Origin of the sequence: Dactylosporangium sp. CS-033363 (assembly GCF_050942475.1) — a bacterium.
Classification (GTDB): Bacteria; Actinomycetota; Actinomycetes; order Mycobacteriales; family Micromonosporaceae; genus Dactylosporangium.
This window is the reverse complement of sequence record NZ_CP192032.1, coordinates 8,936,657-8,950,891: the sequence shown is the minus strand read 5'-3', so window position 1 is coordinate 8,950,891 and position 14,235 is coordinate 8,936,657. Positions and strand designations below refer to the sequence as shown.

Annotated in this window: 13 protein-coding genes; 3 read left to right on the top strand and 10 right to left on the bottom strand. The window is 74.4% G+C overall.

What is annotated here, in order from left to right; genetic code table 11:
* Positions 1-40: 40 nt before the first annotated feature.
* Entirely contained in the window at positions 41-1,027 is a 987-nt protein-coding gene (locus ACQPZ4_RS41160) for a helix-turn-helix domain-containing protein (protein ID WP_433048814.1), read from the top strand.
* 19 nt (positions 1,028-1,046) lie between these two features.
* Entirely contained in the window at positions 1,047-1,451 is a 405-nt protein-coding gene (locus tag ACQPZ4_RS41155) for a VOC family protein (protein WP_433048811.1), read from the top strand.
* Here ACQPZ4_RS41155 and ACQPZ4_RS41150 read toward each other — a convergent pair.
* The 10 genes from ACQPZ4_RS41150 to ACQPZ4_RS41105 form a co-directional block, all read right to left on the bottom strand.
* Positions 1,448-2,077: a maleylpyruvate isomerase N-terminal domain-containing protein gene (locus ACQPZ4_RS41150; RefSeq protein WP_433066896.1), complete on the bottom strand. Its 630-nt coding sequence runs from the start codon at positions 2,075-2,077 to the stop codon at positions 1,448-1,450. The two genes, ACQPZ4_RS41155 and ACQPZ4_RS41150, sit on opposite strands and share 4 nt — an antisense overlap.
* A 22-nt stretch (positions 2,078-2,099) precedes the next feature.
* Complete coding sequence (locus ACQPZ4_RS41145) at positions 2,100-3,002, bottom strand: ABC transporter ATP-binding protein (RefSeq protein ID WP_433048809.1); 903 nt, start codon at positions 3,000-3,002, stop codon at positions 2,100-2,102.
* Positions 2,999-3,763, bottom strand: a complete 765-nt coding sequence (locus ACQPZ4_RS41140) for an ABC transporter permease (protein WP_433048806.1) — start codon at positions 3,761-3,763, stop codon at positions 2,999-3,001. The genes ACQPZ4_RS41145 and ACQPZ4_RS41140 overlap by 4 nt, the downstream gene beginning before the upstream one ends.
* A 25-nt stretch (positions 3,764-3,788) precedes the next feature.
* Complete coding sequence (locus ACQPZ4_RS41135; RefSeq protein ID WP_433048802.1) at positions 3,789-4,565, bottom strand: ABC transporter permease; 777 nt, start codon at positions 4,563-4,565, stop codon at positions 3,789-3,791.
* A 14-nt stretch (positions 4,566-4,579) separates the two neighbouring features.
* A complete protein-coding gene (locus ACQPZ4_RS41130) occupies positions 4,580-5,626 on the bottom strand; it encodes a hypothetical protein (protein WP_433048799.1) in 1,047 nt (348 codons plus the stop codon).
* A 65-nt stretch (positions 5,627-5,691) separates the two neighbouring features.
* Positions 5,692-6,336 carry a hypothetical protein gene (locus ACQPZ4_RS41125; RefSeq protein ID WP_433048796.1) on the bottom strand — a complete coding sequence of 215 codons (645 nt, stop codon included), beginning with the start codon at positions 6,334-6,336 and terminating at the stop codon, positions 5,692-5,694.
* Complete coding sequence (locus ACQPZ4_RS41120) at positions 6,333-6,818, bottom strand: hypothetical protein (protein ID WP_433048793.1); 486 nt, start codon at positions 6,816-6,818, stop codon at positions 6,333-6,335. The genes ACQPZ4_RS41125 and ACQPZ4_RS41120 overlap by 4 nt, the downstream gene beginning before the upstream one ends.
* A 124-nt stretch (positions 6,819-6,942) precedes the next feature.
* Positions 6,943-8,622: a serine/threonine-protein kinase gene (locus ACQPZ4_RS41115; protein ID WP_433048790.1), complete on the bottom strand. Its 1,680-nt coding sequence runs from the start codon at positions 8,620-8,622 to the stop codon at positions 6,943-6,945.
* A gap of 80 nt (positions 8,623-8,702) precedes the next feature.
* Positions 8,703-10,247: a Na+/H+ antiporter gene (locus ACQPZ4_RS41110; protein ID WP_433048787.1), complete on the bottom strand. Its 1,545-nt coding sequence runs from the start codon at positions 10,245-10,247 to the stop codon at positions 8,703-8,705.
* A gap of 88 nt (positions 10,248-10,335) precedes the next feature.
* On the bottom strand, positions 10,336-11,508 hold the full coding sequence (locus ACQPZ4_RS41105) for a S8/S53 family peptidase (RefSeq protein WP_433048784.1): 1,173 nt from the start codon (positions 11,506-11,508) through the stop codon (positions 10,336-10,338).
* Between the two features lie 96 nt (positions 11,509-11,604).
* Between ACQPZ4_RS41105 and ACQPZ4_RS41100 the strand changes: the two genes are divergently transcribed.
* Complete coding sequence (locus tag ACQPZ4_RS41100; protein WP_433048781.1) at positions 11,605-14,223, top strand: CHAT domain-containing protein; 2,619 nt, start codon at positions 11,605-11,607, stop codon at positions 14,221-14,223.
* Positions 14,224-14,235: the final 12 nt, after the last annotated feature.

The window sequence follows — 14,235 nt, the reverse complement described above, 5'->3', positions numbered from 1 at the left end:
CGTGAGTGGCGCGATCGCCGCTGTTCGCTAACATCGCGCCATGGCGGAGGTGCGGATCGAGCCGGCGGGCCGGACGGTGGCGGTGCTGGCGTTCGCCGGCATGTCCCTGTTCGAGACGGGCATCGCGACCGAGGTGTTCGGGCTGCCCCGGCCCGAGTTGCAGGTCCCCTGGTACCGGCTGACCATCTGCGGGCCGGACGGCGAGGGGGCACCGGTCCCGGTCCTCGGCGGGGCGGCGCTCCAGCCGGCGGCGGGCCTGCGCGCCCTCGCGGCGGCCGACACGGTGATCGTCCCCGGTGTCGAGAACGTGCACGCCGACCCGCCGCCCGAGGTGCTCGCGGCGCTGCGCGCGGCCCACGCCCGCGGGGCGCGGCTCGTGTCGATCTGCTCGGGCGCGTTCGCGCTGGCCGCCGCGGGCCTGCTCGACGGGCGGCGGGCGACGACGCATTGGCGGTACGCGGAGGTGTTCCGGGCCCGGTTCCCGCACCTCGACCTGGACCCGGACGTGCTCTACATCGCCGACGGCGACGTGTGGACCAGCGCCGGCAGCGCGGCCGGCATCGACCTGTGCCTGCACGTCGTGCGCACCGACCACGGCGCCGCGGTCGCGAACGCGGTGGCCCGCCGGCTCGTCGTGCAGCCCCACCGCGACGGCGGCCAGGCCCAGTTCATCGAGGCCCCGATGCCCGCGGGCGCGGACGACGACCGGATCGCGGCCAGCCTCGAATGGGCACTCGCCCGGCTGCGCGAGCCGCTGACCCTGGCCGAGCTGGCCCGGCAGGCGCACATGTCGCCGCGCACGTACCTGCGGCACTTCACCCGCGCGACCGGGACGAGCCCGATCCGCTGGCTGCTGCGCCAGCGCGTCCAGGCCAGCCTGCCGCTGCTGGAGACCACCGATGCGCCGATCGAGCAGGTGGCGGCGGCGGTGGGCTTCGATGCCGCGGTGACCTACCGGCACCACTTCACCAACGCGATGCGGACCTCACCCTCGGCGTACCGGCAAGCCTTCCGGGCCCGCGCCTGACGTGCGGCATGCTGGGTCCATGACTACCGATTCGCCCGCGGCGATCTCCGTGATGCTGATCGTCCCCGACGCGGACGCCGCGGTCGCCTGGTACAGGTCCGCGCTGGGCGCCACGGAGCTGTGGGACCTCGGCGGCGTCGCCGGGCTGGAGATCGGCGGCGCCGCGTTCTTCCTCCACGAGGTCAACCCGGAGAACCCGGCCGAGGTCAGCCCCGCCCAGGCGGGCGTCACGAGCGTTCGCGTCGAGCTGTTCGCCGACGATCCCGACGCCGTCATCGCGCGCGCGGTCGCCGCCGGTGCGGCCGCTGGCTCGCCGATCCAGGACCACGAGATGCCGTGGGGCACCCACCGCCAGGGCGGCTTCACCGACCCGTTCGGCCACAGGTGGTCGGTGGGGGACAGGTCCCCGCTGACGCGCCGCTAGCCGCGCTCCGAGTGCGGCCGCCCGTCCCAGGTCCAGTTGTCCCGCACCGGGAAGCCCGGCAGGTCGGCGCGGCCCGTCGCCCAGAGCAGCACCTTCCACGGATCGTCGTGCGCCGGCACGTCGACGAAGAGCCGGTCCAGCACGGCCTGGCAGAGCTCGGCCGGCGGGGTCCAGACCACGCCCACCGTGTCGGCCACGTCCCAGGCGTGCACCAGCACCTCGACCACGCCCATCGCGGCGAAGCCGTCCGCGTCGCTCACGCCGTACGGGTGCCAGCCCCGCCGCTCGGCCCCGGCCGCGTCGACCACCGTGGCGAGCATGCCGCCGCACGCCTCCAGGGCGCGCAGCAGCCCGGCGGTCCCGGCCGCCTCCTCCACGAAGATCGTGTTCTGCGGGCCGCCGTCGCGCAGGGCCCGCCACACGAACGGCACGTAGGTGTCGCCGCGCGCGGCGAACTCGGTGGCGAGCTGCCCGGCGTAGGCGAACAGGTCGTCCGCCATGTGCTCCATGGTCTCCCAGCAGGTCCACGACAGCGTCCCGGCGGGCCGGGCCCACCCGTCGTCGGGCACGCCGGCGAAGGCCGCGCGGGCCAGGGACACGGACCGCAACACGTCGGCGCCAGTCATCACGGGGGCAAAGCTAACAGAGTCAGGCGTACAACCGACGCACCACGGCCTCGATGTCGGGCTCTTCGATGGTGAGGTCGTGCACCTGCGCCGTGGCGGCGACCGCGGCCAGGATCGCGGCCACCGTCGTCGACCCCGGGGCGAACGACAGGCGCTGGCGCAGCCCGCCCGCCTCCACGCCCACCAGCTCCGTGCCGGGAACGCCGGTGAGCGGCGGCGCGGGCTCCACGAGATCCAGCACCAGCGTCCGGTTCGCGCCCACCGAGCCGGCCAGCCCGTCCAGGGTGCCGTCGAACGCGAGCCGCCCGTGGTCCACGACCAGCACCCGGTCGGTGAGCCGGCGGATGTCGCCCATGTCGTGCGTGGCGAGCAGCAGCGTCGTACCGAGGGCGCGCTGCTCCACGAGAAAGCCGCGCAGCCGCTCCTTGCTCAGCACGTCCAGCCCGATCGTCGGCTCGTCGAGGATGAGCAGCTCCGGCGAGTGCAGCAGGGCCGCCGCCACCTCGCCGCGGATGCGCTGGCCGAGGGAGAGCTTGCGCACCGGGGTGTCCAGAAAGGACGCCAGATCCAGGCGGTCGGTCAGCTCGTCCAGCCGCGGCCGGTGGTCCAGGCGGTGGATGGCGCCGAGGGCGCGGTACGAGTCGCGGAGGGGAAGGTCCCACCAGAGCTGGCTGCGCTGCCCGAAGACGACGCCGATGCGCCGGGCCAGGTGGCGCCGCGCGCGCATCGGGTCCAGGCCGCAGGTGCGCACCGAGCCGGCCGTCGGGCGCAGGATGCCGGTGAGCATCTTGATGGTCGTGGACTTGCCGGCGCCGTTGGCCCCGATGTAGCCGACGGCCGCGCCCGGCTCGACGGCGAAGGTCAGGCCGTCGACGGCGACCACCTTGCCGAAGTGCCGCCGCAGCCCGGCCACCTCAATGATCATGACCCCGCCCCCGTGTAGTGCCGCAGCCCGGATCGCCAGCCCAGCAGCGCGACGCCCCACAGCGCCAGCGCGGCCGCGGGCGCGCACCAGCCGATCCACGGCGGCAGCCCGGGCGGCGGGGGCAGGCGCAGCAGGGTCAGCGCCGGCAGGTACGCCACGAACGCCGTGGGCACCACGAACGTGAACAGCACGCGCACCGGGTCCGGGTAGATCGTGGCCGGGAACTGGGATGCGTACTGTCCACCGTAGACGAACGACGAGGTGACGTCGGCCCCGTCGACGAGCCAGAACTGCACCGCCGCGGCCGCCGTGAACAGCGCGGCGAAGATGGCCGCGCCGCTGGCCACGGTGAGCGCGACGAGCGCCACGTCCGCGGCCGTCCAGCGGATCTCGAGCCGGGCCACGACCAGCGCCGCGACCACCCCTCCGGCCGCCGTCCGGCCGAGCCGGCGCAGCGAGAGCTCGGCGGTGACGAGCTGGGCCAGGACCGGCAGCGGGCGCAGCAGGAACGCATCGAGGGTGCCGGTGCGCAGATACCCGGGCAGCGCGTCGAGGTGGCCGAAGCACAGGTCGGCCAGGCTCATCGAGATGTGCCCGAGCGCGAAGACCAGCAGCGCGGCCCGGAACGTCAGCCCGCCGAGCGCGGGGACGTTGGCGAACACGACGTACATCTCGCACAGGCCGCTCACCGTCGCGCCGACGCTCGCCACGAGGTCGATCGCGAACGAGCCGCGATAGACCGTCTGGGCGCGGACGTGCATGCGCGCGAGCGTCAGATACGGGCCGCTAGCCACCCTGCACCACCAGCTTCCGGGCACCCAGCGCGAAGACGGCCCGGCCGAGGACGAGCAGGAGCACGAGCCAAAGAGCCTGCGTCAGTACCGTCTGCAGCCCCGCCCTTCCCGTCAGCACGTCGATCGGCGCCTGCAGCAGCGAGGGGAACGGCGTCGCGGCGGCGACCACGGCGAGCCAGTGCGGGAACCAGCGCACCGGCACCACCAGTCCACAGAGGACACCCGACAGGACCAGGTACAGCGTCATCGGCCCGCGCAGGTCCAGCAGCCAGAACGCGCTGAGGTTGACCAGCCAGCGGCAGGCGAACGACACGGCGGTGGCGAGCGCGAGGCTGAGCGCGCCGAGGGCATAGGGCGCGGGGGAGTGCGGCAGGGCGAGCCCGGTGATCAGTGCCCCGGCCAGCAGCGGCGGCACGCCCCGGGGCAGCACCGAGAACGCGGCCCGGCCCAGGTCGGCGGCGAGGTAGGCGAGCGTCGGGTCGACCGGCCGGGCGAGGTCGACCGCGATGTCCCCGGAGCGGATGCGCTGGGCCAGCTCGCTCCAGGCGAAGACGTGCACGGGGCCGATGAGGGCCTGGCCCAGCCACACGTACGTGGCGGTGGTGGCCCGGTCGTAGCCGGCGAGGGTGCCGCCCGCGGTGCCGACGACGGCGAGCATGACGGCCGAGCGGATCAGCCCGAACGTGCAGTTGGTGAACGTGGCGCCGAGGGCGGCGGCGCCGTACGCGGACCAGCGCCGGAAGCCCAGCACGAACAGGGTTCGGTACACGACAGGGGATGCTGTCAGCTCGCCAGCGGCAGATCGACCGAATTCGGGCCGGTCTCCGCCCAGTGCCGCAGCATCGGGGTGGTTTCCCAGCCGAGTTCACGCTCCCGGTACAGCGCGTCCGCGCACCGGGCCGCCCAGCTGCGCGCCGCGCGGGGCAGCGGCAGGTCGCCGCCGAGCAGCTCCTCGCGTAGGGCGTAGAGCATGGCGGCGGCGTGCTCGAACGCCGGGACCTCGCGCTCGCGGTCGTCCAGGCCGGCCATCCAGTCGAGCTCGCGGCCGTCGCACGCCGGGCAGTCGCAGGTCCACAGGCGCGGGTCGGGGTGGGCCCGCTTGGCGCGTTGGATGGACCGGATCCGCCGGTACGACAACGTCGGCCGGAAGATCGTCGCCGGTGGCCGGACCGCGTCGCCCTCGCGGGGCGCCAGGTGCCGCAGCGGCGCGACGGTGCCGACGGCGGCCGCGACCGCCCCGTGGCACAGCGCGCCCAGCGAGGACAGGTCGCAGCGCAGCAGCATCACGGGTGCGCCGCAGTGCAGCAGCTCGAGCAGCCCCGGCACGCACCCGGGCAGGCCGAACGGGTCCGCCCACGCCTCCAGGGCGAGCGCGACCGGCACCCCGGTCGCTCGCACATGCCGGGTGAGCAGCGTCAGGTGCAGCCGGTCGCGCAGCCAGGCCGGGTGCAGGGGCAGGACCGCGATGCCGTCCGGGACGGCCGTGGTGCGCTGCAGGATGCTGGCCAGGCCGGACTCGTCGCCGGCGTCGACGTACCCGGAGTCGGTGAGCACCGCCAGGCCGAGCTCCCGCTGCCGCCGAAGCCACCGCGGGTTGAACGGGGCGCTGGCCGGCAGCCGGTCGGGTCCGGCGTAGCGGGCCGCGTCCAGCAGCAGCGGGGCGCCGAAGCCGGCCCGGCCGCGCAGGTAGGCGGCGGTCTCCAGCAGGCCGCGCAGGTCGCCCAGGTGCGGTGCGGCGATCAGCCCGCCGTGCGGCCGGTCCGCGATCGGGGCACAGCGCAGGGCCTGGTTCGTCGTGCAGTACACGAGCAGGCTCCGCGCTTCGAGCATGGCCGATCGATCCCATCACGTTGGGTATATCGATCGTAACCAATCGTATGGGTATTCACGAACATTCATCTTCCACAGTCGACGTCGATGACGGTCGTGGCACTGGCGGCGCTCGGCTGCACCACGGCGATGCGCACCTCGTGCTCGCCCCGCACCGCGTTGACGGTCGCGCGGGTCGTCTCGCTGAAGGTGGTGCCCGAGGCCGTGCGGCTGATCGTCTGGGACTCGTTGATCGTGTACCGCACCGGCAGGCCCGGCTTGCTCAGGGTCATCCGCACCGTGATCCGGGTGACGAGCGCGCCGCGGCAGTTGTCGAACTGGTCCGGGTCGGCGCTCACCGAGACCGTCAGCACCCGCGGCCCGCTCGGCGTGGTGGGCGGCGCCGAGCTCGGCCTGGCCGAGGTGGGGCCGGCCGAGGGCCTGACCGTCGCCGTGGTCCGCTGGGCGGTCGCCGGCGGCGCGAGGGTCACGCTGGTGTCCTCGGGCACGACCGGCTGCGGGGTGTCCCGCACCGTGATGACGGGCCGCGGCGGGTCGGTCTCGCCCGTGGTCAGCGCGACCAGCGCGATGCCGACGGCCAGCACGACCACGAGTCCGCCGCCCGCCAGCAGCGCGACCGCGCGCCGCGACAGACCCTCCGGCGGGGGTGCCGGAAACCCACCGGGTTCCCCCGGTAACCCGCTCTCCTTTGAGCCGGGCGGATCGGTCATCGGGGGCCCGGGATGGACGGCTTCGTCGGGGGCTTGCGCGTGGTCGGCTTGGTGTCCGGCTTCGTCGTCTCGACCGGCGGCTTCGTCGTGCCGCCCGGGTTCGCCGTCTTGGTCGCGCCCGGCTTGGTGGTCGTCGCGCCGCCGCCCGGGATCTCGGTGACGGTCAGCTTCGGCCACGACTGGGTCGGCTCGGCCTCGGCCGTCGTCGGCGCCGCCGACACCGCCGTGCTCGCCGCCGGTGACTCCGGGTTCGCGGCCGCGGGCGTGATGTCCGGCCCGCCCGTCTGCAGCGCCGCGACCACCAGCCCGATGATGAACAGCAGGGCCAGCCCGCCGCTGCCGACCAGGATCATGGTCTTGCGGTCCATCTTGCCGTCCGCCGGCTCGTCCTCCTCCGGCGGCGGTGGCATCTTGAATTCGCCCGTGTACTCCCCGTAGATGAACCTGGGCAGGCCGTCGCGCGTCGCGTCGTCGTCGGTCATTCGACCACCTTCCGGCAGGTGACGGTCACGGTGCTGCGGGTTCTTCGCCTCGCGTCACACTGGACGCACCTCGTGTGGTGTTACGTTGCCGCTCGGCGCCACATCCTAGACGAAAACGTGAGGCTTATTTCGGGCCGGAGCAGTTGTTCGTGAACGTGAGCGAGTCCGTTGTCGTTCCGGGGCTGGTCACGGTCAAGGTCATCGGGAAGGTGTATCGGTGGTCACCGTCGACCTTGATCCGGTAGGTCTCGGTGTACTTCCCGTCGGCCGCGGTGACGGTCTTGGCCGGCTTGCCCGTGGTCGCGTAGGTGACCTTCGTGCCGGGCTGGCTCGTGGTGATCGTCACGGTCACCTGGACGTCGACGCCGTTGCCGTTGCACGGGCCGCTGTACGTCGCCGGGTTCAGCCCGATCTTGGCCGAGGTGACCGTGGCGGCCTTCGGCGAGGAGGTCGCCGGCTTGGTGGTCCGCGGCCGGGTGGTGGTCGGGGCGGCCGAGGACGGGGAGGTGCCGGCGCTCGGCGTCGGCGAGTCGGCCGGGGACGGCGAGGGGTCGACGCCCACCAGGGCGGCGTCGGTCGCCGAGGAGGTCGGGCCGGCGGCGGCCTGGGTGGTGTTGTTCACGTCGCCGCCGCGCAGGAAGACGCCGACCGCGACGAGGAACGCGAGCACGCCGGCGCCGATGAACGCGGCGACCTTGAGCTCGGAGCGGATGCCGGGCACGGGCGGGCGGGCCGGGACGATCGGCTCCTCGCTCCGCGCGACCTCGGCCGGTGACTCGGCCTGGGCGTTCGAGCCGGCCTGCGCGTTCGAGCCGGCCTGCGCGCTCAGGGCGGCGAGGTCCTGGGTGACCGCGGCGGGTCCCGCGGGTGGCGCGAACGCCCCGGCCGCCGCGGGTGCCGTGGACGCCGCGAACGCCGCGGGTGGCGGGGAGGCGGCCTGCTTCGCCGGCGGCGGGACGAGCGGGTGTTCCTTGGTCGCCGCGTCGAGGGAGGGGTCGTCCGAGTCGTCCGGTTCGCGCGGTTCGCCGCCGATGACCGCCGCGATGGGGTCCGCTGCGTGCTTGGCGGGTTCGGGCGCACTCGATGGAGGCACAGGCGGTACCGAAGCGGGATCTTTGCCCGTGGCTTTGGCGAGTGCGGCGTGGACCTCCTGCACGCTCGGGCGCTCGCGCGGGTCCTCGGCCAGCAGGGCGGCGATCAGGTCGGGCGCGAGCTCGGGGGAGGCGAACGCGAGCGTGGCGCCCAGCGAGTAGAGGTCGGCCTCCGGCCCGCCCTCGCCTGTCGTGCGGCGCTCGGGCGCGACGAACGTGGGGTCGCTCAGCGGCAGGTGCCCGTCCAGCATCGCGGCCACCGCGAAGTCGGTGAGCTGGGCCGACCCGTCCGGCAGGAGCAGCACGTTGGCCGGCTTGACGTCACCGTGGGTGATCCCGGCGGCGTGCGCGGCCGCGAGCGCGCCCAGCAGCACCAGGCCCAGGTCGGCGGCGCGGACGGGTGGCAGCGGGCCCTTGGTGGTGACGAGTTCGCCGAGCGGGCGGCCCTCGACGAGATCCATGACGATCCACGGGCCGTCGTCGGTCACGACCACCTCGTGGACGGTGACGATCGCCGGGTGCTCGATGCGGCCGGCGGCGCGCGCCTCGCGGTTCACGCGGTCGCGCTCGGCCGTGGTCATCAGCTCCGGCAGCCGCACCTCCTTGATCGCCACCATCTGCTGTCGCCGCAGGTCACGGGCGCGCCACACGATGCCCATGCCGCCTGCGCCGATCGCGTAGTCCAGCCGGTACCGGTCCGCCAGCGTCTTCAAGATCAGTTCCCGCCCAAGCTCGAGTCCAAGGACATCTCAGCACGACCGCGCCCGCCGTGGAGGTCGGGCAATCGGTCGGTTCACTCTGTCGTATAGGTGCCCGTGAGTCGAACCTCTTCAATGTCGAGTTTTCCTTGCACCTGCCGGAGCACCACGTCGTCGATCCGGCGTTCATCCCGCAGCCGCACGACCGTCGCCCGTTTGTGGGCGAGCAGTTCGAGCTTCATCGCCGTGTACTGTTCGTGTTCGATCCGCTCCACGCGGTCGTTCTCCTCGTCGCCCGCGTGCAGCGCGGCGAGGTGCTGCTCATACTCCTTCCGCAGCCGCGACACCACCAGCTCCTCGGCCCCGAGCCGCGCCCCGATCTCCGGCAGCGCGTCGAGGGCCTCCTCGGCCGCCGTGGTCTGGGCCAGCCGCAATTCCTGCCGCGGCCCCTCGTCCTCGGGCAGCCGGGCCCAGCGTACGACGGCGGGCATGGTCAGGCCGAGGGCCAGGGTGGCCACGATGACCCCGGAGGTGACGAAGACGATCAGGTCGCGCTCGGCGACCGCGGACGGTACGGCGAGCGCTGCGGCCAGTGACACCGCCCCTCGGAACCCGGCGAACGCGTTCACGACCCGCGCCCGCGCGCCGACCCGCCGCAGGCGCTGCTGGGGGCGGCGGTCGATGGCGCGGATGAGGTACGGCGTCGTGAACGTCCACACGAACCGCCCGCCGATCACGGTGCCGGCCACGGCGGCGAGCACGAGCGCGGCGTGCCCGAGGGTGCCGTCGGTGAGCCCGCGCACCGAGTCCGGCAGCTGCATGCCGATGAGCACGAACAGGGCGCCGTTCAGCACGTACGTCGTGAGGCTCCAGAACGACACCGCCTGCGTGCGGGTGCGGGCGCCGACGGTGCGCGGGCCGGTCTGGCTCAGCACCAGGCCGCAGGCGACCACGGCGAGTACCCCGGAGGCGTGCACGGCCTCGGCGAGCAGGAACGCGACGAAGGGCGTCAGGATGCTCACGGTGTTGGCCTGCAGCGGGTCGTCGCCGATGGCGCGCCGCGCGACGATCGCCAGCCACGCGGTGACCAGGCCGGCGAGCAGCCCGCCCGCGTAGGCCAGCAGGAACAGCAGCCCGACCCGCCCGGCCGCGAGATCGTCGCCGTCGACCGTCACGGCCAGCGCCAGGCCGAAGATCACCAGGGCGGTGCCGTCGTTGACGAGGCTCTCCGCCCGCAGCACCGTGGTCGTGCGCCGGGGCAGGCCGCGGGCCAGGACGGCGACGGCGGTGGCATCCGTGGGGGCGACGGCGGCCCCGAGCACCCAGGCCGGGCCCCAGGCCACGCCGAGCAGGTGCGCGACGGTGGCCACGGCGGCCGCGGTGGCGATCACCAGCACGGTGGAGAGCAGGACGATCACGCGCAGATTGCTGTAGATCTCGCGCAGGGAGGTGGTGAGGCTCTCCCAGTACAGCAGGGCCGGGAGGAACAGCAGCAGGACCGCTTCGGGCGGCAGTCTCGCCATCGACAGCAGCGGGACCAGGCCGAGCGCGGTGCCGATGATCAGCAGCGGTACCGGCGGAGGGACGCGCAGCCGCTTCGCGATCAGGCCCGCGAGCAGCAGGGCGACACCGAGTGCCACGACGACTTCGAGCGCTCCCAGGGCGGCCTCCTCGCGTTCGGGGCGCTGCGGTTCGCCGCCCGCAGCGCCCTCCCCCCAAGGGCCTTTTCTAGCGCAACGCCGGGAATCCGCCCAGTTGGGATTGTGCGGCCTCGGCCTTGACCTGCTCGGCGGCCGCGACCACGGAGCCGGCCGCCGCCTTGCGCTCGACCACCGCCGCCACGACCCGCGGGGCGGCGAAGGACGTGCCGCTCCACGCCGCCCAGCCCGACTCGAACGTCGGCGTGTGGCGGATGAACGTGCTGACCACGTCGGCCCCGGGGGCGACCAGGCTCACCCACGAGCCGCGGTTGCTCCAGTCGCAGACGCCGGTGCCGTCGTGCGCGGCCACCGCGAGGACCTTCGGCGACCACGCCGCGCCGGTGGACGAGAACGCCGCCGGCCAGAACGGCCGGTCGTGGATGCCGTCGTTGCCGGCCGCCGCGACGACGACCCGGTCGCCGCCGGCCAGGAACGCCGACAGGGCCGCGGCGAGGATCGCGGGCGGCTGGTCGCCGACCGAGAACCCGCCCAGCGACAGGTTCAGCACGTCGACGTCGGTGAGCCCGCTGATCGCCGCGGCCAGGTCGGCCTCGGTGCACACGCCGAAGCTGTCGAGCACCTTGACGATGCGGATCTGCGCCGCGTCGGTGGACTGCACCACCACGCCGGCGATGAAGTTCGCGTGCCCGACGTCGGCGTCGAGCTCGCCGTTGTTGTCGCCGTCGATCACGGTCTCGACGTTCTCCGCCGTGGCCGAGTAGCAGCCGGTCGGCAGCGGGCTGTCGAGGTATACCCCGGTGTCCAGAACAACGACCCGGACGGACGAGGGGCCGTCCGCCGAAGGGGCGAGCTTGGACGGGGGAGTCGCCGCCGACACGGGCGGGCCGAACGGGCCGCCGTGGGTGTGCGGGGTCGACAGGAACACGTGGTTGGGGCCGACCACCGCACCCGGCAGTTGCCCGCGCAACTGGCGGACCGCGGCCGCGACGTCGAGGTTGCGGGTCTTGAGCCGGCGCAGGCCGCGGTGCGGCTCGTCCTCGGTGATGTCGGCGGCCTTGTGGCCCAGGCCGCTGAGGGTGCGCCGGGCGAGCCCCACGCCGGCGTCGGCCACGAGGATCTCGTCGGCGACGTAGCGCACGGGGCGGCCGGACTGTACTTCGCTGCGCAGCCAGGGCAGATTGGACAGGCTGTTCGTGCGGGCCTGCTCCCACCGCGCGTAACGGTCAATCGGTACGGACATCAGTGCTCCTCCAAGAAGGATCAACGTTGAGGCCGGTGACATGAGTCGCGTTCCGGACTCCCTGATACACATCCGAGCCTTTGACAGGATGCAACCATGACGACGGCCGCACCCGTGCTTCCCACCGCCGACGAGGACTTGGCGCAGCGGCTGCTCCCGATTGTCATGGCCGACCCGGGCAAGGCCAAGCACCTCGCCGAGGCGGCGTTGCAGGACGCCCGCCGCGACGGCGACGCGGGTAGCGAGGCGGTCGCGCTGCGCGCACTCGGCCTGGTCGCCCGGGCGCGGCACGACGCCGGTGGGGCCGCCCGGCACCTGCGCGCCTCGATGACCGTGGCCCGCCGGCACGGGCTCAAGACCCACGAGGCCGAGGCGCGGATGAGCCACGCGCTGATCCTGGACGATCTCGGCCGTACGAGCGCCGCACTCAAGGAGATCGACCGCGCCGTCGCCGAGCTGCACGGGCACCGGCGGGCCCGGGCGATCATGCAGCGGGCGCTGATCCTGTGGCGGCTGGGCTTCGACCTGCAGGCCATGGAGCTGTACCGCTGGGCCCTGCGCGCGTTCCGCGAGTCCGGCGATCGGGTCTGGGAGGCGCGCACCCTGACCAACCGCGGCGTGCTGCACGGGTTCCGGGGGAACCTCAAGCAGGCCGAGGCCGACCTGCGGGCCGCGCAGGCGCTGTACAACCGGCTCGGCATGAACACCGCCGCCGCGCAGGTCGAGCACAACCTCGGCTTCGTGGCCGCCCAGGCCGGCGACGTGCCCACCGCGCTGGCCCGCTACGACCGGGCCCACGACCGGCTGTGGAGCACCGGCGTCGACGCGGTCAGCCTGCTCGACCGGGCCGACCTGCTGCTGTCGGTGCGGCTGCTGCCGGAGGCCGACGCCGCCATCCGGGCCGCGATCGACGCCTGCACCGACGGGCACCTCGACTCGGTGCTCGGCCAGGCGTACCTCACGCTCGCGCGGCACGGGCTCGCCGCCGGCGCGCCGGCCGAGTCCAAGACCGCCGCCGCGGCCGCGCGCCGGGTCTTCCACCGGCAGGGCCGCAGCGTGTGGAGCGCCCGCGCCCGGGTCACCGAGCTCGCGGCCGTCGTCGCGCTCGGCAAGGCCAACCGCGGCACGCTGCGCGACCTGCGCACGGCCGCGGCGAACCTGCTGGAGGCGGGCTGGCTGCAGCCCGGCTGGGACGCGCTGCTGGACGCCGCGCAGCTCGCGGTCGACCTCGGCGAGCTGTACACGGCGCGCGAGCTGCTCACCGAGGCGGGCGGCGCGGCCAAGCTGGGCCCGGCGCCGCTGCGGGTGCGCTGGTGGCACATCCGGGCCCGGGTCGAGCTGGCCTCGGGCGCCGTCGCCGAGTCGGTCCGGGCGGCCAACGCCGGCCTGCGCCAGGCCGACTCCTACCGGGCCAGCCTCGGCGCCACCGAGCTGCGGGTGCGCGGCAGCGCGGAGACCGCGGCCCTGGCCGGCCTGCGGCTGCGCCTCGCCCTGCAGTACGGCGGCCCGGCCTCGGCGCTGTCCTGGGCCCAGCGCTGCCGCGCGGCCGCGCTCTCGCTGCCGCCGACCCACCCGTCCACCGACCCGGTCGTGGCCCGGCACCTGACCGAGCTGCGGCGGATCAACGGCGAGCTGGCCGCGGCGCCGACCGGGCCGCAGCGCACCAGCCGGCTGCTGCGCCGCCAGCGCGTGCTGGAGGCCGAGATCCGCCGCCGCTCGTGGCGGGCCCCCGGGTCCTCGCCCAACGCCGTCGACCTGTCCATCCCGGCCCTCGCCGACGCGCTGGGGGAGCGGGTGCTGGTCGAGCTGCTCGACCTCGACGGGCGGCTGCACGCCCTGGTCGTGCGCGGGCGCCGGGTCACCCACCGGATCGTCGGCGAGATCGAGGCGGTCCGGGCCGAGCTGGAGTCGCTGCGCTTCGCCCTGCACAACCAGGTGCTCGGGCACGCGGCCGGCGGCGAGCGGCTGGAGCGGCGGGCCGAGGTGCTCGACCGGCTCGTCCTCGGCCCCCTCGCCGACCTGCTCGGCGACGGGCCGCTGGTCCTGGTGCCGACCGGGGCCCTGCACGCGCTGCCGTGGCGGGTCCTGCCCCGGCTGCGCGGCCGCTCGCTGACCGTCGCCCCGTCCGCCTCGATGTGGCTGCGGTGCGCCACGGCGTCCACTGTGGACGGCAAGCTGGTGCTGGTCGGGGCCCACTCCGCCGAGCAGGCGGCCGACGAGGTGCGGGAGATCGCGGCGGACCGGCCGGGGGCCACGGTGCTGGCCGGCGACCGGGCGCGCTCGGAGTCGGCGCTGCAGGCGCTGGACGGGGCCGCGGTAGGGCACATCGCCGCGCACGGTGAGTTCCGGGTCGACAACCCGCTGTTCTCCTTCCTGATGCTCGCCGACGGGCCCCTCACGGTGTACGACCTGACGGCCCTGCGCCGCCCGCCCGCACTGCTGGTGCTGTCGGGGTGCGACACCGGGCTGACCGCGGTGCACCCCGGCGACGAGCTGATGGGGCTGGTCGCGGCGCTGCTCAACATGGGCACGGCGACCGTGATCGCCTCCACCGGGCCGGTCGACGACGGGGCGACCCGCCGGCTCATGCGGGACTTCTACGGCTCGCTCGCCACCGGTCTGGGCCCGGCGGCGGCGCTCGCGGCCGCGCAGTCCCGCGCGAGCGACCCGGATCGCGCCAGCGCCGCGAGCTTCGTCTGCTTCGGGGCGGGCTGAGCTGGAGTTTTC